Consider the following 25,657-nt stretch of genomic DNA (forward strand, 5'->3'; position numbering starts at 1 on the left):
GCCGGATCTCGTCTCGCCATAGTAGTCATTCTGGTTCATCTCCTTATGCGGGTTAGGTTCCCACACACAAACCATTAGACACTCTCCGGTGGAAGCGTCAATGCCATGCTGGGCAAGTCGCTCGTTGTAGACCACGCTGACATACTGCGATCCGTGATCCGAATGGTGAATGAGACCTGTTGTTTCCTCAGCACACACGATTGCCTGGTTGAGAGCTTGCAGCGGCAGTGCTTGAAGTCCGCATCGAATCTGACAGCGCCCACCCAACGATCCGTCGGGAGTAAACGTCGGTGACAAACGCGGCATACACAAAGCCTTTCTTCGTGCGCATATACGTAATGTCCGCCACCCACAGTTTATTCGGGCCTTGAGCTTTGAATTCACGCTCAACCAAGTCCGGGCGCAGATCAGGCACGTTAGCTTTTCGGGTTGTAATCGGTGATCCGCCTTTGCCTTTGCCAGAAACACCGGCCAGGCGCATCAGCCGGGTAGCGTGTTCACGACCGATATCGATTCCGTCACGGTTAAGAACATGCCACATTTTCCGCACGCCGTAAACACCGTAATTATCCCGATGAACAGCACTAATGCGTTCAACCAGAACAGCATCACGAAGGCGACGAGCACTTAATCCACGGGCCTTGGACTGGCGATAACCACGCGAGGTGATAAACCCACCAGTTCGGCTATTTTTCAACGTCTTACAAATGAACTCGGGCAGAGAAACGATTCCGGTATTCATCGATGAACCGGATCATTTCTTAACGTTTCGGGTCGAGTCATGAGGCGAAAAAGCCGAGGCAGCCTTCAGCAGCTCATTAGTATCGCGTAGCTGGTGATTTTCACGGCGCAGCCTGGCATTTTCGGCGGCCAAATCTTCACACACAGGTTCTGGGGTGTTTCCTGCACGGCGGGCAGGCTTAAGTCCATTGACGAGCCGTGTGCCATGAAACCCCCCAGCTTTGGGGCTACTGCCTGGCACGCGGGGTGCATCGACATATTTTCTGCCAAGATGCGATCTTCCACGAGACGGACCACACGGTCCTTCGCATCCTGGTCAAATTTTCTTGGCATATTCCAGATTTTCCCATCTACTCAAACGGAACAAAACCTGGGACACTTCAAAGATGGTCTTTATTCTTGCACCAATAAGGGCATCGGAACACATCTTTAACCTGCGTTTTTTACGGGTGCTCACCCACTTGTAAAACGAGGAACGATTCAGCTTTAACACGTGGCACATCCGCTTGACCGAGTACTCGGTTCGGTGGTCATCGACAAACTGGAAGAGGATCACCAGTGAGTTGCTTTAAGCAAAATATTTCGCGGCCTTACGCAGAATGTCGCGTTCTTCGCGCAGTTTTGCGTTTTCTTTTGTCTCACTGGCGGATTCGCGCAGAATCATTCGCCGCTTGGGCTTTCTCATGCACGGCTTTTATGCGGGCACGTTTGCCCGTGCCGTATTTCTTGACCCAAGAATGCAGCGAAGCTCGATTGATGCCGAGCTCGGCTAATGCTGAGTTCAGCGAGAGGTTCTCATTGTTTTCATAGAGGGCCACGGCATCGCGTTTGAACTGTTCGGAGTACCTGGACATGGTGGTAGATTACCTTTCTTCCCAGTCCGACTGGGCTGGATATCAGGTGTCCACCAAATGGGGGTCAGGTCCGAACGCAGATAAACATAACCTGCCCCAGCAAGGGGCTAGGGGTATGAATCCTGGGCTCCTCCGAACGGAACTGCTAACAGCGTAATGGGCAGGCGGTTGCCTACCCCCTCGCTGCTAGCTACGCTTGCCCCGCGAGTGCTACCTGGGCCGCGTGCACGGCGGCTTTATCGGCTTCCTGGATGAACCACGAATCGGTGCCGGGAATCGGCGGGGCCAGGGTGGTATCTGGGTACTCGGCGTGGGCGGGGATTCCTACGAGGTGCAGGCGCTCATCCACGGTGCCGTCGGCGTTGTGTACCTGGCGGGTATCGGGGTCTTCGGCGGGCGAGCCGGTAGGTACCTCGATGCCATCGCGGGCGGTTTCCGTAAATGCGCGCACACGCCCGGATTCCACGAGGGAGTGCATGAAGGAATCGTGCGGGGTGCGGCGGATATCGGGCTTGTGCACCCAGGCATCGAGAAGCGTCGTGCCCGGGATGCGCTTGCCGCCAGAGGCGCTGGAGCTGATGGTCCATTCCCCGGCGTCGGCATTCGTGCCCAAGACGGGGTTGCCGCCGACGAAGCTGACGATGCCGACATCGACAAGCGCCAGCAATTGCTGCGTGCGGAAGGGCGGCGGTCCGGAGCACGTGGTCTGACCCAAGGAAATGGCCTTATCGAACATGTGGTGGCGCGACTCCAGGGTATAGCGGCCCTCGGCGCCCAGGACCTGGGTGGGCTTGCGGGAGAAACCGACCGACCACAAGGCGGCGCGCACCGGGCTATCCGGGCCCTTCTGGGCCTCTGCCAGGTCCTCGCACAGGCTCTGCACGATGTGCTCGGTGAGCTCTTGTTGGCTGGAAAAATCCTCCGTGAGCAGGTGCATCCAGCGCAGCAGGCTGAAATCCTTGGTGGTATAGCGTCGGATGACCTCATCGAGCTGGGCCAGGCCGCTATAGGCCACGCCTGCATCCACCGGGGTGGCATCGAGAGCAGCGATGATCTCCTCGCGGGAGGTGCGCAGGCTCTCCGGCTCGACGCGGGCGAGGGTATCGATATAGGCCTGGTAGGCATCGCGGGCAACCGCCGGCCACACCTCGGTGTCATAATTAATGGAGCGCGCGCCCGTGCGGTGGGATAGCTCGGCGACGACCTTCTTCAGGCGCGGGATCTCCGCTGCTGGTGGCAGGGAGCCTTCCTCGGATTGCGGCAGGAAGGGATAGCCGCGCCGGGAGGCGGCCGCAAAGGTGGGCTCGGTGCCGGTGGCCTCATAGCGCATGCCCCAAGGCTTGGAGGAATCCTCGACGAATTTACCGCCGCGGCCCACAGTGGAGAGGATGAGGATATCGAAAAAGCCCATACCAAGGCCACGCACGAGGACCTTCTCGTTGTCCTTGATGGAGTCAACGCCCTGGTCAATGGGATTATCGGCGCGAATCCAGCGCAGGCTGGGGTTATCTTCCAAGGTCTTTAAGATCCACCGCTCGTTTTCGGTATAACCCTGGTTTTGCCAGCCGGTGATCGCCAAGGTGGAGCCGGCCTCAACGGTGGTGTCGTTGTTGAGGTGCAAAATATCCGCGCCATCGCGAGATTCAATATCCACCACGCGGGCGTGGTGTTGCTTGACCTCTACCCACTCCGGTACGTCCTGCAGGACCGAGCGGAAGACCCACAGGATGTAGTGGCCGTAGAGCGCGCGCGGCAAATAGGATTCGGGGCGCAATTTCTCCAGCTCTGCGCGGCCGAATTCTTCAAGGACCTGCGGATCGAGTGGGTGGGCGGCGACGTAATCGCGGGCACCGGCGGGAACGGTGGCATCGCCAAGCGTCAGGCGGATCCACTCGTAGATGGTGGGGCCTTCAACCACTGGGGCCTCCACGGTGGAGCCGGGTTCAGAAAACAGCGTCATGCCGTGCGCGAAGGTATTCATGCACAGGTACTTGGGTTGGTTGATATCCCAAATCTTGCCGCCGCCATGCTGCGCGTCATCGATGAGATGCAGCGTCAGCTTTTCTGGTGGGTGAGACACAGTATTAAGTTGTGCCACGAGGCGCTCGAGGACGGAAATGCCGCGGGGGCCAAGTCCAATCAGCGCGATGGATGAAGTGTTATCGGTCAACGCGGAGCCCTACCTTCTAGCTTATAGACCAAGCGGAATCGTCATAATAGACAATGAAGTCTATCAGTAAGTGTGGTGGCTAAATATGCAGCGGCTGTGGCTTTGTGGTGGCGAGGCACGCTCTCCAGCCGGAACTCCTCGGGAGACCGTGAAATTAATTTTTTGGCAGGAAAAACGGTAGACAGATCGGTAGGTCAGGCGCGGTGCGGAGGGTGCGGGGGTGATGGGCTCCGGCGTTGCCTCGGAGGACTCGCGCGCGGGTAAGATCGCGGACATGACAATTAAGGTTCGCGATGCCCACTTACACAACCTGCGCAATGTCGATGTGGATATGCCGCGCGGCCAACTCGTGGCGGTGACGGGAGTATCCGGTTCCGGAAAATCCTCCCTGGCCTTTGGCACTATCCACGGGGAAGGGCAGCGCCGCTACCTGGAATCGGTGGCGCCGTTTGCGCGCCGGCTCATTAGCTCCGCGGTGGACCCACAGGTAAGCCAGGTGGAGGGCTTGCCGCCCACGGTGGCGCTGCAGCAATCCACCTCTGGCGGCGGGGCGCGCTCCACGGTGGGCACGGTCTCCGCGCTATCTAATAGCGTGCGCCTGTTGTACTCGCGCGCCGGGGATAACCCGGAGGGCCTCTACTCGGATGCATTTTCGCCGAATACCCCTGAGGGTATGTGCCCGCAGTGCCAAGGCGCGGGCGTGGTGCACGAGCCCACCGAGCAATCGATGGTGCCCGATCCCACCTTGTCCATTGAGCAAGGCGCCATTAAGGCCTGGCCCGGTGCATGGGCCGGGAAGAATTTCCACGATATCCTCATGAACTTAGGCTATGACCTGGATTCGCCCTGGCAAGACCTGCCGCAGGAAGACCGCGACTGGATCCTATTTACAGAAGAACGCCCCGTGGTCACCGTAAAACCGCTGCGCGGTGCGGACCAGATCCAGCGCAATTATGAGGGCACGTGGCGCTCGGTAGCCGGCTACCTCACCAAGACGCTGCAGGAGACCCAATCGGAATCGCTGCGCAAGCGCACGTTGTCCTTCATGGAATCCCGCGAGTGCGATACCTGCCACGGCCGGCGGTTGAACCCGCGGGCGCTCAAGGTGACGTATGCGGGAATGAGCATCGACAAGCTGGGCGCGCTGCCGCTGGACCAGGTCTATGAGGTGCTTAGCGCGCAAGAACCGGAGGAGAATTCCGCTGAGGATCTGCTGCTCAAGCAGGTACTGCCGGCGCTGACCTCCGCCCTAGAGCTGGGGTTGGCGCACCTGAGCCTGGACCGGCCCACCCAGAGCCTCTCGGCGGGTGAATTGCAGCGCATCCGGCTCGCCGCCCAGCTTCGTTCCGGCCTCTTTGGCGTGGCGTATGTGCTCGATGAGCCGTCCGCCGGCCTGCACCCCGATGAGCGCGGGGCGGTACTGGAGATGTGCCGCCGGTTCATCGCCGCCGGCAATTCGGTGCTGCTGGTAGAACACGATATGGATCTGGTGGCCCAGGCGGATTGGCTCGTGGACGTTGGCCCCTACGCCGGCGAGGGCGGCGGCAAAGTGGTTTATTCCGGGCCGGTCCAGGACTACGACGCCGATACCCCCACCGCCCGCGCCTTGGCGCAGCGTGAGCTCGCGCTTGCCGATGCCCCCCGTACCCCCTCCAACCACCTCCGCCTGCGCGGCATTTCCGCGCGCAGCATCGACGGGCTCGATGTGGACTTTGGACTGGGGCAATTTACCGCTGTGGCCGGCGTATCGGGCTCCGGTAAATCGACTCTGGTGAGCACCGTGCTGGCAGAAACCCTCAAAGAGTCCGCTACCGCCGTGGCCGATGAGGATAAAGATGATGCAGACGAAGCCGGCCACGAGTTCTCGCTTGCCGGGGTAGAGGGCCTGGATAAGGTCTCCCGTCTGGTGCAGATTTCCCAAAAGCCCATTGGCCGCACCCCGCGGTCCACGCTGGCCACCTATACCGGCCTTTTTGATAACGTGCGCAAGCTCTTTGCCTCCACCCCGGAGGCCAAGGAGCGCAAGTGGACGGTCTCGCGCTTTTCCTACAACGTCAAGCAGGGTCAGTGCCCCACCTGCGGTGGCGCCGGAAAAATCGAGGTTGAGCTGGTCTTTTTGCCAGGTTCTTATACCACCTGCCCGCAATGCGGCGGTGCCCGCTTCAACGATGAGACCCTCGAGGTGACCTGGCACGGGCGCAGCATCGCAGAGGTGCTGGAGCTTACCGTGGATGAGGCCGCCGAGTTCTTTGCCGAGGAACCAAAGATCCACCGCGCCATCGCCACGCTGCAGGCCGTGGGCCTGGGCTACCTTCGCTTGGGGCAAGGCGCGCCGGAGCTTTCCGGCGGCGAGGCGCAGCGCATCAAGCTCGCCACGGAGCTGCAGCGCTCCCGCAATTCGCGGCGCGGGCACACGGTCTACATGCTGGATGAGCCCACCACCGGCCTGCACCCGGCCGATATTGCCCTTCTCAATGCGGAGCTGCACAAGCTCGTCGATGCCGGGCATACCGTGATCGTCATCGAACACGATCTCAACGTTCTGGCGAGCGCGGACCGGATTATCGAGATGGGCCCTGGCGCCGGTGCGGATGGCGGGCAGATCATCGCGGATGCCACCCCAAGCCAGCTGGCCGCAGAAGATACCGCGACCGGTAGGGCGCTGCGGGCACGTCAGCCTCAGAGCTAGCATCCTCTCCCTCCGGTTCAACGCTGGCATCTGGGAAATTCTCTGGGATCTCACAGGAAAATGAGGTACAGCTGGTAGGCATGACAAATAATGGCTTTGGTGAAAACGGTTCCAATGGCCGAAAAGGCTCTCATAATGAGGACCGCGGCACTGACGAGACCCGCCAGTGGTCTGGCCCCGCCGAGGATGCCACGCGCCAGATAGGCCGCGTTCCAGATAATGCGGGTGGTAATGCCCGCAACCAGCGCCCGCAGCAGTATTTCCCGGGCGCGCAGCAGCCGCAGAATGAGACGCGGCAATTCGACGCAAACACCGATTACCAGCAGAATTACCAACAAAACTACCAGCAGCCCGGCGGGCAGTATGGCCAACAGCAGTACGGTCAACAACAGTATGGCCAGCAACAATACGCTCAGCAGCAATATGAGCCGGTGCCGTCGGACTATGACCCGGACCAGCGCGGTAGGGCAAAGAAAAACGGCGGGATGGCCGGGGTCTTCGCCGCCATCGCCGTGGTTGCCATCCTGGCGGCGGGCGCCCTGTTCTTCCTGTGGCGCAATGCGGCAAGCGATGCCGATAAGCCGGCACCAGAACCGGTGACGGAAACCACGACCACGCAGGTGCCCACCACGGTGACCGAAACTGAGGATTCCGGCCCTGATATTTCTGAGCGTTTGCGCAATCTGCCGAACCTGCAAGACGAGCTCCCCGAAGATATTCCTACCGAGCTGCCACCGGACATCCAGGACCGCCTGGAAGAAGGCGATGACCTCGACGTGGAACGCCTCTTGCGGGATCTATTTGGCAATAGCGGCGACCAGCAGCAGGGCTAGACAGTAGTAGCGGCGGAGTGGCGCGGCCTGGCAGGATTGCCGATTGCCAGCCGCCGCGCCGCAGTAGGTAAAATCTGGCAGCATGAATGAATCGATGCAGCTGGCTGAACAGGTGGCCGCCCAATTGGCGCGCCACCTTACCGATGTGGTGCTGTGCCCGGGATCCCGCAACGCACCGCTGTCGCTCGCGCTCCTCGCGCGCGAGGATATCCGGGTGCATACGCGCATTGATGAGCGCGGCGCCGCGTTTACTGCCTTGGGCATGGCGCGCGTGCAGCACCGCCACGTCGGGGTGGTGATGACCTCCGGCACGGCCGTGGCCAATACGCTGCCCGCGGTGGTTGAGGCGCACTATTCGCATACCCCGCTGGCCATAATCAGCGCGGACCGCCCGGAGCGGCTAATCGGCACCGGTGCCTCCCAAACCATCGTGCAAGATGGCATCTTCGGCGTCTATGCGGATACCACCCAGGTCAATGCGGAAGAGGATATCGCCGCCATTGCAGAGCGGTTTGAGCGCGACCTCCAGGTACACATCAATATCGCCTTTGACGCACCCCTGGTAGGAGATAGCCTGCCGGAGCGGGTAGGTGGCGATGGCACCCGCGCGGCCACCCCGCGGTTTTATGACCACGGCGAGGTCGCGGTGGACTTGAGCAAAAATACCCTTGTTATCGCCGGCGATGAGGCCTGGGAGGTCGAGGGCTTAGAAGACGTGCCGACCATCGCGGAGCCCTCCGCGCCGGGGCCGTTCCACCCCGTGCACCCGGCTGCGGCGCATATTTTCCGCAAGGCGCAGGTCTCCGCGAATGACTACGTGGTCAATACCAAGGTCGAGCAGGTCATCGTGGTGGGCCATCCCACGCTGCACCGCGGCGTGCTTGCGCTGATGAATGACCCGGATATCGAGCTGGTGGTGCTCTCGCGCACGGCGGACTTTACCAACCAGCGCGGGGATAACGCGCGCCTTGGCACCACCGTCAAGACCACCGGGGAGCCAAGCCGCGAGTGGCTCAAGATCTGCCAAGGAGCGACCGACATGGCCGGCGAGGCCGTGCGCACAACCCTGGAGGATGAAGAACTCGGGTTCACCGGCCTGCACGTAGCGGCGGCGGTAGGCGATACGCTCGCGGTCAATGACACGGTGGTACTCGGCGCCTCGAATCCAGTGCGCGATGCCTCCCTCATCGGGCTGCCCTTTGACGGCGTGGATACCTACGCCCCGCGCGGGGTGGCGGGCATCGATGGCACCGTCTCCCAAGCCATCGGTGTCGCCCTGGCCACGCAATCGTTGGATCCCACCAATTGGCGTGCCCCACGCGTGATGGCCCTGGTAGGGGATGTGACCTTCCTGCACGATGCCAACGGTCTGCTGATCCCGGAGGATCAGCCGCGGCCGGAGAACCTCACCATCGTTGTGGCCAATGACAATGGCGGCGGCATCTTCGAGACCCTGGAGCAAGGCGCGCCCGCGCTTCGCGATGCCTTTGAGCCGGCCTTTGGCACGCCGCATGGGGTGGGCATCGGCAAGCTGGCAGAGGCGTATGGCGCAGACTACCGCTTGGTGACCACCCCGCAGGAGCTGCTGGATACCCTGGCAGAGCTTAAGGAATACTCCACGGGCATCACCATCGTAGAAGCGCAGACCACCCGTGCTACGCGCCGGGCGCTGCAGGATAAGCTCACGCAGAAGGTGGGCCAGTAAGTGGCCCCGCGCTATACGCCCGCGGTGTTTCGGCGCCGGCTGCACCAGCTCGTGCTGGCCGTCTATGTGGCGCTGATCGTGGGCTCGGTGGGCCTCGTGGTGGGGCCATTCCTCAATGACCGCGCCATTTCCGCGCAGCCTAGCCGGGCCTTGGCAACGGTCAAGGACGTCGGCGTGCTGCGCACTACCGTGGATTTTCAAGATAGTGACGGGATCTATCATTCCCCGCGGCAAGGATTGCTCTATCCCACCGACCTGGGTGAGGGCCAGCAGGTGTGGGTGCAGTACGCCGAGGATAATCCGGATTTGGTGAAGGTAGAAGGCCGCGAATGGACCTTGGCGGTCATACCGGCGCTGTCCGTGGCCATCGTGTCGACGCTTGCCGCCGTGGGTTTGTGGCGGCTCATTAACCTGACCACCCGCCGCGCTGAAAAACCCGCTGAAAAATAATTTACCTAGATTTTTCATTGGATTCACCAAAGGCCGAGAAAAATAAGCCATTATGGTGGCATGCGAGTTGCAATCGTGGCCGAATCGTTCCTCCCTAATGTCAATGGCGTGACAAACTCGGTGCTGCGCGTTTTAGAGCACCTGCACGAAACCGGACACGATGCGATTGTCATCGCCCCCGGTGCCCGCGAGGGTCAAGAAGAAATCCCTGATTATTTGGGCTTTCCCATCTACCGCGTGCCCACCGTGCGCGTGCCGCTGGTGGATTCGCTGCCGGTGGGCGTGCCTACCACGGCCGTGGATGACGCGCTGCGGAAGTTTAAGCCCGATATCATCCACCTAGCCAGCCCGTTCGTGCTGGGTGCGGCGGGCGCATTTTCGGCCCGCCAACAGCGCATTCCGGCAGTGGCGCTCTATCAAACCGATGTCGCCGGGTTCGCCACCAAGTACCACGCCTCCGCCTTGGCCTATGGCGTGTGGGAGTGGTTGCGTACCATCCACAATTCCTGCCAGATGACCTTGGCACCGTCCTCGCTGACCATCCGGGAGTTGGAAAAACACCACATCAAGCACGTGCGCCACTGGGGCCGCGGCGTCAATGCCGAGCTATTCCATCCCGAAAAGCGCTCTGCCACCCTGCGGCGCAGCTGGGACCGGAGCGGAAAGAAGAACATCGTCGGCTTCGTCGGCCGCTTGGCCGCGGAAAAGGGCGTGCACCGCCTGTCCGCGCTCAATGGCCGCGAGGATATTCAGCTGGTCATCGTTGGTGACGGACCCGAACGCCCGCTATTGGAGGCGCAGCTTCCCAACGCCGTGTTTACCGGCGCGCTGAGCGGTGAGGAGCTAGCTCAGGCCTATGCCTCGCTTGATGTCTTTGTGCACGCCGGCGAATTTGAGACCTTCTGCCAGTCCATCCAGGAGGCCCAAGCCTCGGGCGTGCCCACCATCGGCCCACGGGCAGGAGGGCCCGTGGACCTTATCCAGGAAGGCTATAACGGCCTGCTGTTAGACGTGGATAGCTTTGTCGAGGACCTGCCCAATGCCGTCGATGCGCTCCTCAACCCAGAGGTGCACTCCGAACTGCGCGATAATGCCCGCGCATCCATTTCTTCGAAGACGTGGACCGCGCTGTGCGAGCAGCTGGTGGGCTACTACGAAGAGGTACTGGAAGATACCCGCCGGGTGCCGCTGACCATTTTGGGGCAGCGCCCGGAGCTGCCACGGTGGGCGGCTCGTGCCCTTGGGGCGCGCGTAGCCTAGACTAGGCATTTGTGTCTAAGGCAGATCTGGATAAAAAGCCCTTCGACGTCGCGCGCATGTTTGACGCCGTCGGCGAAAAATACGACCTCACCAATACCATCCTGTCCTTTGGGCAGGACAAGCGCTGGCGCAAGCGCACCCGCGAGCGCCTTAACCTGCAACCGGGGGAGAAGGTCCTCGACCTCGCGGCCGGAACCGCGGTGTCCACTGAAGAGCTGTCCAAGTCCGGTGCGTGGTGCGTAGCCTGCGATTTTTCCCGCGGCATGCTCGCCGCCGGAAGCGAGCGCGACGTGCCTAAGGTGGCCGGCGATGGCATGAAATTGCCCTTTGCGGATAATACGTTTGACGCCGTCACCATCTCCTATGGCCTGCGCAATATCCACGATTACGAGCTGGGGCTGCGGGAAATGGCGCGCGTGACCAAGCCGGGCGGGCGCCTGGCGGTGGCGGAATTTTCCACGCCCATCGTCCCGGTATTTGGCACCGTGTACAAGGAATACCTCATGCGCCTGCTGCCCCCGGTTGCGCGCGTGGTCTCCTCCAACCCGGATGCCTATATTTACCTCGCGGAATCCATCCGCGCTTGGCCTGGCCAAGAGGAGTTGGCGGCGGCCATCAACCGCAATGGTTGGGCCGACGCGGGTTGGCAAAACCTCACCCTAGGCATCGTCGCCTTGCACTCGGCAACGAAGCCGCTTGCCGATGCCCCGAAGTAAAACCCCTTGCAGAGCCCTCCTAGACCGCCGCGGTGGAGGCCCACAGGGGCGTATTGCGCCGGATTGCGCCTACGCTGCGGCCGGCCGTGCGCCACAGGCGGGCGATAAGGTCGCGGTCCTCCTCCGTGATGAGGTTGCCCATAAGGCGGGCCGCGGCGGGCATCAGCAAGCGGCCCACCGGCCCGCGCAGTGCCAATGGGCCCGCCACGGGCAGGAATTGCGGGTAGGTCAACAGGCGGGCGGCCGTGCGCGCGAGCAGGAAGGATTCGCCGTAGTGCTCGCGCAGGGTAGCTGGCCACGCGAGGGTGAAATCCTTCGGCCCGAGCATGCCCACCGCAAGCGCAGCGGTCTCGAGGCCGTAGTCGATGCCCTCGCCGTTTAAAGGATTCACGCAAGCGGCGGCATCGCCAATGAGCATCCAATTGGCCCCCGCTACATTAGAGACCGCCCCACCCATGGGCAGCAGGGCAGAGGTGACGTGTTCGATGTCCCCAAGGCCCCACTCCGCGCGCTGCTGGGCGGCGTAGAACTCCAGCAACTTTTTGGTATTAATCTTGGCCGGCCGCTGCGCGGTCGATAGCGCGCCGACGCCGATATTGACCTGCCCTAGCTCTGCACCCAACGGGAAAATCCACCCGTAGCCGGGCTGGACTGCATCATCTTCATCTTTTAATTCCACGTGCGAGTGCATCCATGGCTCGGTTGCTCGAGGGGAGGCAGCGTAGGAGCGCGCGGCGATGCCATAGACCTCATCCCGGTGCCAGGTGCGGCCCAGTTGCTTGCCAAAGGTAGAACGCACGCCATCGGCCACGATGAGCCATTTCGGCCGAATAATCTGCTCGCCGATGCGAAACGAGGCCACCCGGTTGCCCTCCATCACCGGGGCGCTTGCGGGGGTACCGGATATAAGCGTGGCACCTGCGGCGGTGGCAGCCTCTACCAGCTGCGCATCGAGCCTAAAGCGCGGCAGGGCAGTGCCCAACTGGGAAGGATAGGTTTGCGGCCACGGGGCGGTGACGTCTCCGCCGTAGCCGTGCAGCTTGAGCCCGCGGTTGCGGTAGGAGGCGTTAACGGTGATGCCGAGCTTGTCTAGCTGGTGCATTGCCCGCGGGGTGAGCCCATCGCCGCAGGTTTTATCGCGGGGGAAGGTGGCTGAATCAACGAGGACAGTCTCATAGCCAGCGCGGGCGGCGTGGATGGCCGCGGCACTTCCTGCGGGTCCTGCACCGATGATGGCGACTTCGACAGGGCGGGGGGAATCGATCTGTTCCGACATAGGGACTATCATTGCACTAGTTCAACCCCTCAAGTGTGTTAAGGGGGCTGGTTTGGACTACGGTAGATAAACGATTATCTCTGGCTTTTAATTGCAAGGAACGCTATTTAATGACTCACGGCCACTCGCATGCCACTCACGTGGATCTTGGTGATCCACAGCTTAATGAACGCATTGGCGCGGGCATGGAAGCAGTAGAAGAAAAGCTGCGCAGTGAAACTGACCGCGGCCAGGACTTCTTGAAGGACAAGGTAAGCCATCTGTCCAAGGCAGGTGGCAAGCGCTTTCGTCCGATGATGGCACTGCTTGCCTCTGAGTACGGCACCAATCCGGGCTGTGAAGAGGTTATTAAGTCCGCCACCGTTGTGGAGATGGTGCACGTTGCCACCTTGTACCACGATGATGTGATGGATGAGGCGGACCGCCGCCGCGGCGTGGAATCCGCCAACTCTCGGTGGAATAATTCCGTAGCCATCCTTGCCGGCGATGCCCTTCTCGCGCATGCCTCTCGCCTGATGAGCCAACTAGATACCCATACCGTAAGCCACTTTGCGGATACCTTTGAAGAGTTGGTGACCGGCCAGATGCGCGAGACCATCGGTGCCGGCGAAGCTAACCCCGTGGACCACTACATGGCCGTTATTCAGGAAAAGACCGCAGTGCTTATCGCCTCTGCCGGCTACCTCGGCGCATATCACTCGGGCGCTTCTGAAGAATACGCTGCTGCGTTGAGCCGCATCGGCGGTGCCATTGGCATGATCTTCCAGATCGTGGACGATGTCATTGATATCTTCTCCGACCCGAAGGACTCCGGAAAGACCCCGGGAACCGACCTGCGCGAGGGCGTGTTTACCCTCCCGGTCCTCTACGCCTTGGAAGAGGACGGCGAGGTGGGCGACCAGCTGCGTGAGCTGCTGACAGGCCCCCTAGAAACCGATGCTGAGGTCGAGCGTGCCATCGAGCTCCTGCGCCAGTCTGGCGGCCGTCAGAGGGCACTAGAGGACATTAACGCCTACCTGCGCACCGTAGAAGAACAGCTTTCCGTACTGCCGGAAAATTCTGCCAGCCAAGCGCTGCGCCAGCTCGCGGATTACACCGTTCGCCGCGTGGGCTAGCTGCTTGTTGGTGTCCCCTCCTACACACCCCATTTCTCCCCGCTGCGCTGGCGATTTGGAGGTAGGTGGGTGCTTCATAGTAAAGTACATACACGCACCACAGAGTGCATGCCAGGTTGCCCGAGCGGCCAAAGGGAGCGGACTGTAAATCCGCCGGCATTGCCTTCAGAAGTTCGAATCTTCTACCTGGCACAACACAGAGCCCCACAAGCACAAGCTTGTGGGGCTTCGTCGTTTTCTCCTGCAGGGCGGATCTGAAAGCTCAATGGGACGCGGCACACCTTGAATAGGACTAACAGATGCTCGTTATAGCCCAGAATAAGGTTAGTTTTCAGGACGTGAACGATTGATAAGGTGTCTGCATGCGGTTGAATAAGCTTGCTATCAGTACTGTTTGCTTACCATTAATGCTCGTAGGTTGTGGTGTGCAAGACCCTGAGCCCTCTGCAGAATCTGAGGTACCGAATAATGGCGATACTTCTCTGGAGAGTTTTGAGCCCCGTCCCTCAGACGCTCCAATACTTGGGAATGTTACGGCTGAAGGGGAGTGCGATCCGCAAGTGGTGAAAATGGATAACGAGAAGAATACGCCCCACATTCACTATGAAGGTCAACCCGGTGATGAATTAATCATCAAATATATGAATGGCGACGAAGTTGTGCAGGAGGATAGCGTTGAACTGTCCAGCACAACAACTAGTATCCAAACTGGAGCCAGTACCTATAACGGGGATTTGGACCGTGCTGAAATCGTTGCCAAAGGTCGCTCTGGTACCGATGGCACGTGTCATATCACCATTAAATAGTTGATATTCGCTGTTGAGGGAATTCTCTACTCTTGATCTCTTAACAATCGACAAACCCAGATCCCGGGGTATCGGAATATTGAACATCTCTTGTGCTTGTTCAAGTAGTCGGTTTGGCTCGTCTAATGCTTTTTGAATCGGCTTTTCGTGCCCTTTGAGAAGTATCAGGCACCGTCTCATCTTGGGAGAGGGGCGTCTTCCAGGGTTTCATTTCACATACGATGAAGGGCATGGAAGAAAAGCGGCTAACCACACTATTTTTTGGCAATGTAGTGCTTGAATCCCAAATCTCAGGTACGTTTCCCAAAGTTTACGCTGCGGATATGCGGTCTTATTGGATGAGGCCGAGCAGAGATGTTGCCTTTGCTGTTCCACTAGATGATCTTCGCGGCCAAATTACAGCGGATAGGGCTAAGGCACTTTCTGAGAAAATCTTTGAATCGGTGGCCTTAGAACTGGAAGAGAGCTATGCGGGAGGCAAAAGCCAAGCAGTACAAGAGCTTACTGCTTGGCTTTTGCAAGAGTAGCTTAGAGCCCGAAGTAATCGCGCAGGTCGGCCGCGATGGCATCGAGGCGACCGGCGTCGGGGGACTCTAGGTAGCACTTGAGCTTGGGCTCGGTGCCGGAGGGACGAACGATGACGCGGTCATCGTTATCGGTGAAGAACTTCGAGCCTTGGGCAAACTTTTCCACCTTGGACACCGGGGAGCCGGCGAGCTCGGTCGGCGGGGTGGTAGAGACCTTGTCCATTGCTTGGGCAATCAGGCTCAAGTCCTCGACGCGGAAGGTCAGCGGCTGGGTGTGCAGGGCACCGACCATGGCGTAAATATCATCCAAGCGGTCCAGGAGGCTGCTTCCGGCTGCCTTGCATTCGGCGGCGAGGCTGGCGAGCACCACGGAGGTGGAGATGCCGTCCTTATCGCGCACTGCGTTGGGATCGGGGCAGAAACCAATAGCTTCTTCGTAGCCGAAGGCAAGCTCCGGGGTGCGGGCGATCCACTTGAAACCGGTCAGGGTTTCCTCGTGGCCGAGGCCGTAGTGCTCGGCGATGCGCCCGAGCAGGCGGGACGATACGAGGGAGTTGGCGAAGTTGCCGGTAGCGCCGCGGCGAGCAAGGTAATCGCCAAGCAAGGCACCGGTCTCATCGCCACTGAGCTGGCGCCAGGTGCCATCGGTGGGCACGGCGGCGGCGCAGCGATCGGCGTCAGGGTCGTAAGCGATAAGGATATCGGCACCGATTTTTTCGGCATGCTGAATACCAAGGTCTAGGGCGCCGGGCTCTTCCGGGTTGGGGAAGGACACCGTGGGGAAATCTGGGTCAGGAGCGGCCTGTTCCGGCACCAGCGAGACATTAAAGCCGCAGCGAGACAGCAGTTCCTTACCCAGTTCGGCACCCACGCCGTGCATGGCGGTCAGAGCGATGGTGATATCGGTATTTTCACCGACCAACGTGGTGGCGCGGTCGAGGTACTCCGCGCGGGTATCGACGTCCTCGATGTGATCAGAGGTGAGCGGGACCTTATCGGCATAGGGGGCCTTAGCGATGGCGGCGGCGATTTCCTTATCGGCTGGGGAGATGAGCTGCACGCCCTCGCCCGGGCCGGTGGCAACGCGGCCACCCAGATACACCTTGTAGCCATTATCGGCAGGCGGGTTGTGGGAGGCGGTAACCATAATGCCGGCGTCCGCGCCCAGGGAACGGACCGTGAAGGCCGTCAGTGGGGTCGGGTTCTGCGCGGGCAGAACCAGGGCCTTTCCACCAGCGGCGGAGATAACCTGCGCGGCATCGCGCTGGAACTGCGCGGAGCCGTGGCGGGCATCGCAGCCGACGACAACGACCGGGGTATCGACCTGCTGCTTGAGCCAGGTAATAAGCCCGTAGGTGGTGCGGATGACCACGGCGCGGTTCATGCGGGATTCGCCCGCGCCCACGGCGGCGCGCAGGCCCGCGGTACCAAAGTTCAGGGGGCCCGCGAAGGCGGCGGCGAGTTCTTCGGAGTTATCTTCCTCGATCCACGTGAGCACCTGGCGGGCGGTGTCCGCATCCGGATCGTGTTCGGCCCAGGTACGGGCGTAGTCGATATCAAAGGTCTTATCCACAGACATGGCTTAAAGCTCCTCGAGGATCTTGGCTGAGGAGGACAGCCCCAGGCGGCTGGCGCCGGCCTCGATCATGGCGAGGGCATCCTCGGCGGTGCGGATGCCGCCGGAGGCCTTCACACCTAGCTTGTCGCCTACGGTCTCGCGCATAAGCTTGACCGCGTGGGTGGAGGCGCCGCCAGCGGGGTGGAAACCGGTGGAGGTTTTTACAAAGTCCGCCTGGGCGGCAGCGGCAGCCTGGCAGGCGAGGACAATGGCGGCATCGGAAAGCGCGGCAGACTCGATGATGACCTTGAGCACCTTGCCTGGGATGGCATCGCGCACGGCCTGGATTTCTTCCTGCAGCTCCTCGGCGCGGCCCTCGATGGCCAGCGGGATGTTGATGACCATGTCTACTTCCTCGGCACCATCGGCAACCGCGCGGGCTGCCTCAGCGGCCTTGATTTCCGGCTTGTCGGCGCCGGAAGGAAAGCACACGACCGTGGCGACGTGGAGGGACTCTGGGGTCTCGAGCGGCAGGGCGGAAGGGGAGACGCACACGGCGTAGGTGCCAAGCTCGGTGGCCTCTTCTACCAGGGCGCGGAACTGCTCCGGGGTGGCCTCCGGCTTGAGCAGGGTGTGGTCGATGTAGGAAGCAACGTCTGAGCGGGTGAGGTTCTGGGAAGTCATGATTTTCTCCTTTAGGAAACTGGGGCGGGTTCGTTTTTAGCCATCTTTAGATCCGAAATGATGTACAGCGCGGAACCGAAGAGGGCGATGACGGTGAGAATGAGCAGGGTGGTGGTGTAGCTGGTGGACTCCATCAGCTTGGCGGTGTACGCAATGCCCAGCGGGATGGCGATATTGATGGTGAGGTTATAAAAGCCGATGGCGATACCGGACTTGGCTGCGGTGATATTGCGCAGCGCCTTATTGACCAGTGGTGCGTACATCAGGGAAAAGCCGCTGGCAAAGGCAATGATGGTGATAACAAGCACGGCCACGTGAACCTGTGCAAAGAGCGCGGCAATGAATAAGGAACCTGCAACCAAAGCAAAAGCAGTATAGATGGTGGATCGAGACGAGAGCACCGTGCCGATCTTGCCGGATAAAACACCGACGAGCACGGCGCAGGCATACCCAGGAATGAGCAACAACGAAGCGCGGTCAAGGCTCATCCCGTGCATGTCCTGGGCTGCATAGGGAAGCAGGAAGATAAAGCCCAGCTGGGTGGAATAGACAAAGAGCACCATGACGATGGTCCACACGTAGCGTCCATTGGTAAAGAAATCCGGGGTGACCACTGGGTTCTTCGCGTTCTTGATGTGCACGATGAACAGGACTAAGCCAATGGCCGCCACGACGAGCCAGTACCAGAGGTAATCCTGCATAAACAAGATGAGGGCGCTGGCGAAGAGGGCGACAAAGAACAGGCCAAGTGCGTCCAGGTGACCCTCCACGGCCTCATCTTCTGGCACATTCTTAATGATGGGCGGAATGGTGAGCAGGAGGATAAGTGGGATGAGGAACATCGCCGTCCAGGACACATAGGTGGAGATGAACCCGGAGGTCAGCGCGCCAATGAGCAGGCCGGCCTGGAAGGCAGCGGTGGAAAAGCCGAGGTAGGTCTTTTGGTCATCCTCGCTCAAATGTTTGGTCACGTAGATAACGTAGAGCGTCTCAGCGGCGGCCAAACCAGTGGTTTGAATCAGGCGGCCGGTCAGCACCATGGCCCATGAACCAGAGAAGATGAAGGCCAAGATGGAGCCTACGGCCACAAAAACTATGCCGGTAAGCATGAGCTTCCGAATAGAGATGGAGTCTGCCAAGGCGGCGTAGACGACGGCGCCGATACCAATGATGACGCCAGCAAGGGAGGCCTGCAGCGAAGCGGTCTTATCGGAGATCTCCAGCGCTTCCGCGATCGGCATGGTCATCGTCTTGAACCCATTGTCAATGATGAGGGAGAAGACGAAGACGAAAAGGAGGATAGGGACGGCCGCCTTGGGGTTGACCTGGGTGCGATCCCCCGGCATGGCCTTAACTTTTTTCAGCATTGAAGTAGTAGTCCTTTGTGGGAGGAGGAGCTTAGTCGACTGCGTTAAGCGGCAAAGCGAGTTTCATCATGGTGTGGAATGCGCTCTGGCGGTCCTCGGCAGAAAGCTGGGTGCCGTTGACCACATTGTCTGAGACGGTAAATAGGCCCAATGCATCCACGCCAGCCTCGGCGGCGGTGGCATAGAGCGCGGCGGATTCCATCTCCACGCCAAGCACGCCCATGTGTGCCCAGCGGCCGTTGACGGTCTGGTCCATGTGGTAGAACGTGTCGGTGCTTAGGATATTGCCCACGTGAATCGGGGTCTCCTGGCGCTCGGCCTCATCTACCAGCGCCTTGAGCAGCTTCCAGGATGCGGTGGGGGCGTAGGTACCAGGCAGGTCATACTGTGACAGGAAGTTGGAATCGGTAGAAGCAGAAGCTGCCACGATGACGTCGTGCAATTCGATGTCTTCCTGCATAGCACCGATGGAGCCGACGCGGATGAGCTTCTTCGCACCGAACTTATGGATCAATTCCCAGGAGTAGATACCGATAGAGGGAATTCCCATACCCGTGCCCATAACGGAGATGGGCTTGCCGTTGTAGGTGCCGGTAAAGCCCAGCATGTTGCGGATTTCATTGAATTGGACGACATCTTCCAGGAAGGTATCCGCGATGAATTTGGCGCGGAGGGGATCGCCGGGCAGCAAAACGGTCTCTGCGATGGGGGCGCCATGCGGATTGATGTGCGGGGTGGAAATCTCGGTCTGAGACATGGAGTACTCCTCAACGTTGACTGGTGGACTGTGTCACCAGTCAGTTTAGCCCCCGTGGCACCAATGTCAATGAAATAATTAACAAATGTGCATTAATGGTGAGGAAGGTGACTCTCTGTAGAGTTCACCAGCTTGTGCGCCGTGGTTTGATCCGTGACTAGGTGGGTGGCAAGGCCCATATCCAAAGCGACCTGTAGAGCCTCGGCCTTATGGGCACCGCCGGCTACTAAGACGCGGGTGGGGCGCGTTGTTAAATCGCTCAGGCTAATGCCAACGGTGCGCTCATCCACCGCCTGACTGGCAACATCGCCTTGGGCGGTGAAAAAGCGCGAGCATACATCTCCCACCGCATTGGTGAGCAATTCTTCCTCTTCGCTTTCGGTGAGATGTCCCAAGTTAAGCGCGAGCGATTCTTTTTCCATGGCGCCGACGGTAAATACTGCCACGCTTACTGATGCCCCCAACTGCAAAATCTTGGCAATATGCCTATCGCGGGAGACCCATTCCTTGGCTTCAACGGAATCGAAGATGACCGGGAGGGGAAGCAGGTGTGCCTCGGCATTAAAAGCCTGGGTAAACGCCTGCATAGTCTGCAGATCCTTGGTGGAGCGATCCGAGTGGGAATGCCCGCCCTTGAGCTGGATGATGTCCACGCCATCCAGTGGCCGCTTGCGCAAATGGGAGGCCACCGCGGACATGGTTTCGCCCCAGGACAAGCCTACCGAAGTGTGATCGGTAATGAGCTCTTCCAATAGGGCGGCGCCAGCGCTGCCTAGATCTGCAAGCAGGGAGCCGCCGGGAGGGGTGGCGGTGACGCGGGCATCGGCAAGCGAAAAGCGCTCGCAGAGCGCAGAAACCAGCTCATCGGACTGCTCGCGGGGATCGGTAATGCTCACGGTGACAAAGCCGCGCTCGGCGGCGTGGGCGAGCAATTTGGAGACCGTCGGCCGGGAAATTCCCAGGTGTGCCGCCACCTCCGCCTGCGAAAACCCGGAGTTGTAGTAGAGCTTCGCGGCGTCGATAGAAAGACAGTCTTTATGATCTAACATGCCTTTCATTCAAGCACAGCGGGCGGAGAGGGTCAGCATCGTATAAGCCCCAGAAATTTCCTCGCTTATGGGGCGCTGACGTGGCGATTTGTGCAAAGTGGAGGTGTCAGGTTACATTATTGAAGTCCGCAACGGAGAGCACAACGAAATATTGACGTGCTTGATGCTGGGATATGCCCCCTTAGCTCAGTCGGCAGAGCGTTTCCATGGTAAGGAAAAGGTCGACAGTTCGATTCTGTCAGGGGGCTCCATTCATGTCTGGAGGAAATATTTTCCTGCAGGATGAAGGTGTTCACCATGGCGGTGTAGCTCAGTGGTAGAGCAAGCGACTCATAATCGCTGTGTCGCGAGTTCAATTCTCGCCATCGCTACCGGGAAAGAAAAGCGCCACTACGGCGCTTTTTTACTACCGTGCCTATGGCCTTAGCGGCGTACTGGTTTCCGTGCGGAATTAGGGATCTGGTAAGGTCATCGGCGCGTGGCGCTCAAGCGTCACGGATAACAAAATAGGGGCGTGGCGCAATTGGTAGCGCAACGGTCTCCAAAACCGTAGGTTGCAGGTTCGAGTCCTGTCGCCCCTGCAAGGATCCCCGTCATCTGCTTTCCAGATGGCGGGGATATTTTTGTCACAGCGGCGCGCATCCGCCCCGGCGTGCTTTCCTGCCCGTGCACCTTTTGCTAGGGTTGACAAAGTTATGTCTGGGCGGAATATCGCGCTCGGAAAAAGAATTCATTTCCCAAGGAGGGTTAGCTGTGAGCGATGAGCAGCAGCCGAAGGACTCGGCGGCGCCGCGTCCCACCGGTAAGCGCCAGCTTTCTGGTGCGGCTTCCACGACCTCCACGGACTCGGCGAAGAAAAACGTCGTCCGCGTTGAGGATAAAAACCGCACCGACAGCCCGGGTGGCGGCGTCGCCGCATTCCCCGGCGAGGTTGTCTCTGAAATGAAGAAGGTGGTCTGGCCCACCCGTGGGGAGATGCTGCAGTACACCCTCATCACGTTCGCCTTCTTGATCGTCATCACCGCCTTGGTCTGGGGCGTCGATACCCTGGCTGGCCTCGGAGTTGAGAAGATTCTGACCAATTAGTTAGAATAACTCCATAAACTTTTATCCCGCTGTTTCCGCACTCCGGAACGGCGGGATACTTTTTGCCCACGCGCGCCGCGGGTAGGCTGGTTCTACAACACGCGCCGATGACATTTTGGAGTACCACTCATGAGCGACGAGAATAACGTCGAAAACCCAGGAACCTCCCTAGAGGAGGCCATGCAGTCCAACGTGCAGGAGCAGGCGGCAGAGCACGCCAGCGCAGTCGAGGACGCCCAAGAGGAGGCCGCAGCGCCTGCTGAGGCTGGCGCAGGTGACGCAGAAGACGCTGCGCTTGCCGATGCCCCCGCAGCAGAGTCCGAGCCCTCGGCAGAGGCCGAGCCCGCCGCAGAAGAGGACGCTGCAGGGGCTTCCGCCGAAACCGAGGAAGAGGCCGAGGACGCCGCTTACCGCAAGCGCTTGCGTGAATTCACCCGCGAGCTGAAGAAGCAGCCAGGCCAGTGGTACATCATCCAGTGCTACTCCGGCTACGAGAACAAGGTGCGCACGAACCTCGACATGCGTGCGCAAACCCTTGAGGTGGAAGATTCCATCTTCGAGGTCGTCGTCCCCATCGAGCAGATCATGGAAAACAAGGACGGCAAGAAAAAGATTGTCAAGCGCAAGCTGCTGCCGGGCTACGTCCTAGTGCGCGCTGAGCTTAACGATGCCGCCTGGTCGGTCATCCGCGAAACCCCAGGCGTTACCTCCTTCGTGGGCAATGAGGGCAACGCGACGCCGGTTAAGACCCGCGACGTGGCCAAGTTCCTCATGCCGAATGAAGCTCCCGCCACCAAGGGCGAGGCCGCCCCGAACGAGCAAGAGGGCGAGCAGGTCGTTGACTTGCCGGAGAAGGAGGTGGCCAAGAAGTACGCCCACGACTTCGAGGTGGGCGAGGCCGTCACTATCCTGTCCGGCCCGTTGGCTGCCGTGTCCGCCACCATTTCTGAAATCGACCCGGAGACAGGCAAGATGCAGGGCTTGGTCTCCATCTTTGGCCGCGAAACCCCAGTGGAATTGTCGCCGACAGAAATCGAGCGCATTTCTTAAAAATGATTTTGTGCAGGGCGCACGGTGTTCTAGACTGGAACGCCGTGCGCCTTTTCTGTGCGCACGCGTAAATCGTTTCATCCTCCGGTGGCCCACTGAGGTGAGCATCCGGACGGGCCGCGTTATTCATCGTGACGCAGGTTCGGTACCACAGGAAAGAGGTAATTCGATGGCTCCAAAGAAGAAGGTTTCCGGCTTCATCAAGCTGCAGATCGAGGCTGGCGCCGCTAACCCGGCACCGCCAGTTGGCCCGGCACTGGGTGCCCACGGCGTCAACATCATGGAATTCTGCAAGGCTTATAACGCCGCTACCGAAAACCAGCGTGGCAACGTGGTCCCTGTTGAGATCACCGTCTACGAAGACCGCTCCTTCGACTTCAAGCTGAAGACCCCGCCGGCAGCCAAGCTGCTGCTGAAGGCCGCAGGCGTCCAGAAGGGCTCCGGTGTCCCGCACACCGATAAGGTCGGCACTGTCACCTGGGATCAGTGCAAGGAAATTGCACAGACCAAGTTCGAGGACCTCAACGCCCGCGACATCGAGGCCGGCGCACACATCATCGCTGGTACCGCCCGCTCCATGGGCCTTAACATTGATGGCGCACCGGAGAAGTAAAAACTTTATGTGGTAGGGCCAGCTTCGGCCCGCCAAATACCACGCCAATCCAGAAAAGGAATTGTTAAATGAGCACCAAGTCTAAGGCTTATAAGGCCGCTGCGGAACTGGTAGATAAGTCCCGCCTGTACCGTCCGATCGAGGCTGCAAAGCTGGCCAAGGAGACCTCCTCCAAGAACTTTGACGCCACCGTTGACGTCGTCTTCCGCTTGGGCGTTGACCCACGCAAGGCTGATCAGCTGGTGCGCGGCACCGTGTCCCTGCCTAACGGCACCGGTAAGGACGTTCGCGTCGCCGTCTTCGCTGAGGGCGAGAAGGCAACCGCAGCCCAGGAAGCTGGCGCTGACATCGTCGGTACCTCCGAGCTGATCGAGCAGATCAACGAGGGCAACCTGGACTTCGACGTTGCCATCGCTACCCCGGACCAAATGGCCAAGGTTGGCCGCGTCGCCCGCGTCTTGGGCCCACGTGGTCTGATGCCTAACCCGAAGACCGGTACCGTGACCAATGACGTTGCTAAGGCAATTAGCGAGGTTAAGGGCGGTAAGATCTCCTTCCGCGTGGACAAGGCTGCAAACCTGCACGCCATCCTTGGTAAGGCTTCCTTCGATGCTGAGAAGCTCGCTGAGAACTACGGCGCCCTCATGGATGAGATCCAGCGCCTGAAGCCTGCTTCCGCTAAGGGCATCTACATCAAGCGCGCCACCATCTCCACCACCTCCGGCCCAGGCATTCCTGTGGACGGCTCCGTACAGAAGGGCTACACCGACTAAGACGGTGATAGCGCATAGCGCGTGAATGAAGACCCCGAGGATTTTCCTTGGGGTCTTTTGCATCGTTCAACAGGCCTTGCGGTGTGAACGAAAAGTCTAGGTATTGAGCGTTAGTCTGCGCCTTTGACCTCGGCGTAGGCATCTAGGGCCGCCTGGCGCGACTGCCTGAGATCCACGATGGGTGGGGCGGATAGCGTGGGAGCCCAGCGGCGGATATAGGCGCCTTCGGGGTCGAAGCGCTGTGCCTGGGTTTCAGGGTTGAAGATGCGGAAAAAGGGCGCGGCATCATCGCCGCAGCCGGCTACCCATTGCCAGTTAAATGGGTTGGACGCGGCATCGGCATCCACCAGGGTGTCCCAAAACCATTCCTCGCCTAGGCGCCAATGGATTCCCAGGTTCTTGGTGAGAAACGATCCCACCACCATGCGCACGCGATTGTGCATGTATCCGGTTTTCCAGAGTTCGCGCATACCGGCATCGACAAGCGGTATACCCGTCGTCCCGTCCTGCCAATCCCTCAGCCGCGGGTCATCCCAGGACCAGTCGAAGCGGTCGAACTGTTGCCGCACGTTGCGGGTGGCCAGATCGGGCAGGTGGTAGAGCCGGTGCCAGGCAAAGTCGCGCCACAGCAACTCGGAGTGGAACTTCTCCGCGTCGGGTTCCTCGGCGGCGGCCAGCCAAACTTCGCGTGGGGATACCTCGCCAAAGCGCAGGTGCGGCGATAGCAGAGAGGTGGCGTTGTGCGCGGGTATATCGCGTTCTCTGGCATAGTGAGTTAAGTCGAGCTGGGCTAGGCGTTCGCGCGCACCGGCCTCTCCGGGAGTCCAATACTGGGCGAGCGACGCAGCCCACTGCGGTTCATCGGCGCTGGGATCGGGCCAGCTGCTGCTTGCCGATGCCCCCATCTCCCGCCGCGACAGCAATTCCGGCACGGGCAGCGGTTCGTCATCAGCGAGTTGGGACCGCGCGGCGGCCCCAAAGGGAGTAAAGACCTTATAAGGCTTGCCCTGGCCATTAGTGACCTCCCATGGCTCCACGAGGGTGAAACCGGGGTAGGAGGTGGCGTTAATTCCGGAATCTGCGAGCGCTGCTTTTACTGTGGCGTCGACTTCGCGCAGCGGGCCGTGGTAGCGGCGGGTCCAGGTGACGGTATCGGCGCCAATCTCCCGGGCGGTGCGGGGAATGACGGCGCGGGCATCCCCGGTAGCGCGGAGGAGCTTCACCCCGCAGGTTGCGAGGTCCTGCGCAAGGGCATAAAGCGAGCGCTCCCGCCACCAATTGCTGGCACCACCGAGTGGTCGGGTCCCGGGGTAGGCGGGCTCATCGAGAACTATGGCCACTAACTCTGGCTTTGAACCGTCTTTATCATCGGTGGCGGCTTGCGCTGCGCGGGTGAGAGCCTGGTTATCGGATAAGCGCAGGTCATCGCGAAACCACATGAGGGAAGTCATAGTAGATAGCCTACGCGGCTGGGCAATTTGGGAATACGAGGAAAGTACGGTAGTATCGCTTGTGAAGTTTGAACGGCCTTGTGGCCGAGTCAAAGTTCACCGAAGACCGTTGGTCATCCAATAAGGA

Annotated in this window: 23 protein-coding genes, 4 tRNA genes and 2 pseudogenes; 17 read left to right on the forward strand and 12 right to left on the reverse strand. The window is 60.1% G+C overall.

Features of this window, described 5'->3' with window-relative positions:
* Positions 1 to 187 precede the first annotated feature (187 nt).
* From HMPREF1257_RS12025 to HMPREF1257_RS09720, 5 genes and pseudogenes are all read right to left on the reverse strand, one after another.
* A complete protein-coding gene (locus HMPREF1257_RS12025; RefSeq protein WP_023025134.1) occupies positions 188 to 742 on the reverse strand; it encodes a DDE-type integrase/transposase/recombinase in 555 nt (184 codons plus the stop codon).
* Between the two features lie 65 nt (positions 743 to 807).
* Positions 808 to 1,074, reverse strand: coding sequence for a hypothetical protein (locus tag HMPREF1257_RS12550; RefSeq protein ID WP_023025135.1), 267 nt, complete (start codon positions 1,072 to 1,074; stop codon positions 808 to 810).
* 120 nt (positions 1,075 to 1,194) lie between these two features.
* Positions 1,195 to 1,381 (reverse strand): annotated as a pseudogene (locus HMPREF1257_RS12695) (IS3 family transposase); the annotation flags it as partial.
* Positions 1,382 to 1,447: 66 nt separating this feature from the next.
* Positions 1,448 to 1,595 (reverse strand): annotated as a pseudogene (locus HMPREF1257_RS09715) (transposase); the annotation flags it as partial.
* A 190-nt stretch (positions 1,596 to 1,785) separates the two neighbouring features.
* Positions 1,786 to 3,765 (reverse strand): FAD/NAD(P)-binding domain-containing protein, encoded by a 1,980-nt coding sequence (locus tag HMPREF1257_RS09720; protein ID WP_023025138.1) that lies wholly within the window; start codon positions 3,763 to 3,765, stop codon positions 1,786 to 1,788.
* A gap of 274 nt (positions 3,766 to 4,039) precedes the next feature.
* Here HMPREF1257_RS09720 and HMPREF1257_RS09725 point away from each other — a divergent pair, with 274 nt between their 5' ends.
* The 6 genes from HMPREF1257_RS09725 (at position 4,040) to HMPREF1257_RS09750 (ending at position 11,418) form a co-directional block, all read left to right on the forward strand.
* A complete protein-coding gene (locus HMPREF1257_RS09725; RefSeq protein WP_034659650.1) occupies positions 4,040 to 6,454 on the forward strand; it encodes an excinuclease ABC subunit UvrA in 2,415 nt (804 codons plus the stop codon).
* Positions 6,455 to 6,534: 80 nt separating this feature from the next.
* Entirely contained in the window at positions 6,535 to 7,287 is a 753-nt protein-coding gene (locus tag HMPREF1257_RS09730) for a hypothetical protein (RefSeq protein ID WP_023025140.1), read from the forward strand.
* A gap of 82 nt (positions 7,288 to 7,369) precedes the next feature.
* Positions 7,370 to 8,992 carry a 2-succinyl-5-enolpyruvyl-6-hydroxy-3-cyclohexene-1-carboxylic-acid synthase gene (menD, locus tag HMPREF1257_RS09735; RefSeq protein WP_023025141.1) on the forward strand — a complete coding sequence of 541 codons (1,623 nt, stop codon included), beginning with the start codon at positions 7,370 to 7,372 and terminating at the stop codon, positions 8,990 to 8,992.
* Positions 8,993 to 9,442, forward strand: a complete 450-nt coding sequence (locus HMPREF1257_RS09740) for a DUF3592 domain-containing protein (protein ID WP_023025142.1) — start codon at positions 8,993 to 8,995, stop codon at positions 9,440 to 9,442.
* A 60-nt stretch (positions 9,443 to 9,502) separates the two neighbouring features.
* Positions 9,503 to 10,702: a glycosyltransferase family 1 protein gene (locus tag HMPREF1257_RS09745; RefSeq protein WP_023025143.1), complete on the forward strand. Its 1,200-nt coding sequence runs from the start codon at positions 9,503 to 9,505 to the stop codon at positions 10,700 to 10,702.
* An 11-nt stretch (positions 10,703 to 10,713) separates the two neighbouring features.
* A complete protein-coding gene (locus HMPREF1257_RS09750; protein WP_023025144.1) occupies positions 10,714 to 11,418 on the forward strand; it encodes a demethylmenaquinone methyltransferase in 705 nt (234 codons plus the stop codon).
* Between the two features lie 19 nt (positions 11,419 to 11,437).
* Here the strand turns inward: HMPREF1257_RS09750 and HMPREF1257_RS09755 are convergent, their stop codons facing one another.
* On the reverse strand, positions 11,438 to 12,706 hold the full coding sequence (locus tag HMPREF1257_RS09755) for a geranylgeranyl reductase family protein (protein WP_023025145.1): 1,269 nt from the start codon (positions 12,704 to 12,706) through the stop codon (positions 11,438 to 11,440).
* Positions 12,707 to 12,804: 98 nt separating this feature from the next.
* Between HMPREF1257_RS09755 and HMPREF1257_RS09760 the strand changes: the two genes are divergently transcribed.
* The 4 genes from HMPREF1257_RS09760 (at position 12,805) to HMPREF1257_RS09775 (ending at position 15,142) form a co-directional block, all read left to right on the forward strand.
* Positions 12,805 to 13,809, forward strand: coding sequence for a polyprenyl synthetase family protein (locus HMPREF1257_RS09760; protein WP_023025146.1), 1,005 nt, complete (start codon positions 12,805 to 12,807; stop codon positions 13,807 to 13,809).
* Between the two features lie 110 nt (positions 13,810 to 13,919).
* Positions 13,920 to 14,001: transfer RNA gene (locus tag HMPREF1257_RS09765), tRNA-Tyr, on the forward strand.
* A gap of 176 nt (positions 14,002 to 14,177) precedes the next feature.
* Positions 14,178 to 14,615 carry a hypothetical protein gene (locus HMPREF1257_RS09770; RefSeq protein WP_156904652.1) on the forward strand — a complete coding sequence of 146 codons (438 nt, stop codon included), beginning with the start codon at positions 14,178 to 14,180 and terminating at the stop codon, positions 14,613 to 14,615.
* Between the two features lie 230 nt (positions 14,616 to 14,845).
* The gene (locus tag HMPREF1257_RS09775; protein ID WP_034659648.1) at positions 14,846 to 15,142 is read left to right on the forward strand and encodes a hypothetical protein; all 297 of its coding nucleotides are present in this window, start codon (positions 14,846 to 14,848) and stop codon (positions 15,140 to 15,142) included.
* Between the two features lies 1 nt (position 15,143).
* Here HMPREF1257_RS09775 and HMPREF1257_RS09780 read toward each other — a convergent pair whose 3' ends face one another.
* From HMPREF1257_RS09780 to HMPREF1257_RS09800, 5 genes are all read right to left on the reverse strand, one after another.
* Positions 15,144 to 16,721 (reverse strand): phospho-sugar mutase, encoded by a 1,578-nt coding sequence (locus HMPREF1257_RS09780; protein WP_023025150.1) that lies wholly within the window; start codon positions 16,719 to 16,721, stop codon positions 15,144 to 15,146.
* 3 nt (positions 16,722 to 16,724) lie between these two features.
* Positions 16,725 to 17,384, reverse strand: a complete 660-nt coding sequence (deoC, locus tag HMPREF1257_RS09785) for a deoxyribose-phosphate aldolase (protein WP_023025151.1) — start codon at positions 17,382 to 17,384, stop codon at positions 16,725 to 16,727.
* Positions 17,385 to 17,395: 11 nt separating this feature from the next.
* A complete protein-coding gene (locus HMPREF1257_RS09790; protein ID WP_023025152.1) occupies positions 17,396 to 18,751 on the reverse strand; it encodes an MFS transporter in 1,356 nt (451 codons plus the stop codon).
* Between the two features lie 31 nt (positions 18,752 to 18,782).
* On the reverse strand, positions 18,783 to 19,508 hold the full coding sequence (gene deoD / locus HMPREF1257_RS09795) for a purine-nucleoside phosphorylase (protein WP_023025153.1): 726 nt from the start codon (positions 19,506 to 19,508) through the stop codon (positions 18,783 to 18,785).
* 92 nt (positions 19,509 to 19,600) lie between these two features.
* Complete coding sequence (locus HMPREF1257_RS09800; RefSeq protein ID WP_034659627.1) at positions 19,601 to 20,557, reverse strand: sugar-binding transcriptional regulator; 957 nt, start codon at positions 20,555 to 20,557, stop codon at positions 19,601 to 19,603.
* Between the two features lie 175 nt (positions 20,558 to 20,732).
* Between HMPREF1257_RS09800 and HMPREF1257_RS09805 the strand changes: the two genes are divergently transcribed.
* The 7 genes from HMPREF1257_RS09805 (at position 20,733) to rplA (ending at position 24,079) form a co-directional block, all read left to right on the forward strand.
* Positions 20,733 to 20,808, forward strand: a tRNA-Thr gene (locus tag HMPREF1257_RS09805).
* 48 nt (positions 20,809 to 20,856) lie between these two features.
* Positions 20,857 to 20,928: transfer RNA gene (locus tag HMPREF1257_RS09810), tRNA-Met, on the forward strand.
* Between the two features lie 137 nt (positions 20,929 to 21,065).
* A tRNA-Trp gene (locus HMPREF1257_RS09815) sits at positions 21,066 to 21,138 on the forward strand.
* 172 nt (positions 21,139 to 21,310) lie between these two features.
* The gene (secE, locus tag HMPREF1257_RS09820; protein ID WP_023025155.1) at positions 21,311 to 21,643 is read left to right on the forward strand and encodes a preprotein translocase subunit SecE; all 333 of its coding nucleotides are present in this window, start codon (positions 21,311 to 21,313) and stop codon (positions 21,641 to 21,643) included.
* A gap of 129 nt (positions 21,644 to 21,772) precedes the next feature.
* A complete protein-coding gene (nusG, locus tag HMPREF1257_RS09825; protein WP_023025156.1) occupies positions 21,773 to 22,693 on the forward strand; it encodes a transcription termination/antitermination protein NusG in 921 nt (306 codons plus the stop codon).
* A gap of 169 nt (positions 22,694 to 22,862) precedes the next feature.
* Positions 22,863 to 23,306, forward strand: coding sequence for a 50S ribosomal protein L11 (rplK, locus tag HMPREF1257_RS09830; RefSeq protein WP_023016714.1), 444 nt, complete (start codon positions 22,863 to 22,865; stop codon positions 23,304 to 23,306).
* Between the two features lie 68 nt (positions 23,307 to 23,374).
* Positions 23,375 to 24,079, forward strand: coding sequence for a 50S ribosomal protein L1 (gene rplA / locus HMPREF1257_RS09835; protein ID WP_023025157.1), 705 nt, complete (start codon positions 23,375 to 23,377; stop codon positions 24,077 to 24,079).
* Positions 24,080 to 24,189: 110 nt separating this feature from the next.
* On the opposite strand, the gene HMPREF1257_RS09840 is transcribed toward rplA, so the two are convergent.
* The gene (locus HMPREF1257_RS09840; RefSeq protein WP_023025158.1) at positions 24,190 to 25,530 is read right to left on the reverse strand and encodes a deoxyribodipyrimidine photo-lyase; all 1,341 of its coding nucleotides are present in this window, start codon (positions 25,528 to 25,530) and stop codon (positions 24,190 to 24,192) included.
* Between the last annotated feature and the right edge of the window lie 127 nt (positions 25,531 to 25,657).

The organism is Corynebacterium sp. KPL1814 (genome assembly GCF_000478175.1).
In the GTDB taxonomy this organism is placed as follows: domain Bacteria; phylum Actinomycetota; class Actinomycetes; order Mycobacteriales; family Mycobacteriaceae; genus Corynebacterium.

Coding starts and splice junctions, on each gene's coding strand:
- HMPREF1257_RS09760 (WP_023025146.1), top strand. CDS start 12,805: ATGACTCACGGCCACTCGCATGCCACTCACGTGGATCTTGGTGATCCA.
- HMPREF1257_RS09800 (WP_034659627.1), bottom strand. CDS start 20,557: ATGTTAGATCATAAAGACTGTCTTTCTATCGACGCCGCGAAGCTCTAC.
- HMPREF1257_RS09775 (WP_034659648.1), top strand. CDS start 14,846: ATGGAAGAAAAGCGGCTAACCACACTATTTTTTGGCAATGTAGTGCTT.
- HMPREF1257_RS09790 (WP_023025152.1), bottom strand. CDS start 18,751: ATGCTGAAAAAAGTTAAGGCCATGCCGGGGGATCGCACCCAGGTCAAC.
- HMPREF1257_RS09840 (WP_023025158.1), bottom strand. CDS start 25,530: ATGACTTCCCTCATGTGGTTTCGCGATGACCTGCGCTTATCCGATAAC.
- HMPREF1257_RS09780 (WP_023025150.1), bottom strand. CDS start 16,721: ATGTCTGTGGATAAGACCTTTGATATCGACTACGCCCGTACCTGGGCC.
- deoD (WP_023025153.1), bottom strand. CDS start 19,508: ATGTCTCAGACCGAGATTTCCACCCCGCACATCAATCCGCATGGCGCC.
- rplA (WP_023025157.1), top strand. CDS start 23,375: ATGAGCACCAAGTCTAAGGCTTATAAGGCCGCTGCGGAACTGGTAGAT.
- menD (WP_023025141.1), top strand. CDS start 7,370: ATGAATGAATCGATGCAGCTGGCTGAACAGGTGGCCGCCCAATTGGCG.
- HMPREF1257_RS09725 (WP_034659650.1), top strand. CDS start 4,040: ATGACAATTAAGGTTCGCGATGCCCACTTACACAACCTGCGCAATGTC.
- HMPREF1257_RS12025 (WP_023025134.1), bottom strand. CDS start 742: ATGAATACCGGAATCGTTTCTCTGCCCGAGTTCATTTGTAAGACGTTG.
- HMPREF1257_RS12550 (WP_023025135.1), bottom strand. CDS start 1,074: ATGCCAAGAAAATTTGACCAGGATGCGAAGGACCGTGTGGTCCGTCTC.
- HMPREF1257_RS09755 (WP_023025145.1), bottom strand. CDS start 12,706: ATGATAGTCCCTATGTCGGAACAGATCGATTCCCCCCGCCCTGTCGAA.
- rplK (WP_023016714.1), top strand. CDS start 22,863: ATGGCTCCAAAGAAGAAGGTTTCCGGCTTCATCAAGCTGCAGATCGAG.
- deoC (WP_023025151.1), bottom strand. CDS start 17,384: ATGACTTCCCAGAACCTCACCCGCTCAGACGTTGCTTCCTACATCGAC.
- HMPREF1257_RS09745 (WP_023025143.1), top strand. CDS start 9,503: ATGCGAGTTGCAATCGTGGCCGAATCGTTCCTCCCTAATGTCAATGGC.
- nusG (WP_023025156.1), top strand. CDS start 21,773: ATGAGCGACGAGAATAACGTCGAAAACCCAGGAACCTCCCTAGAGGAG.
- HMPREF1257_RS09730 (WP_023025140.1), top strand. CDS start 6,535: ATGACAAATAATGGCTTTGGTGAAAACGGTTCCAATGGCCGAAAAGGC.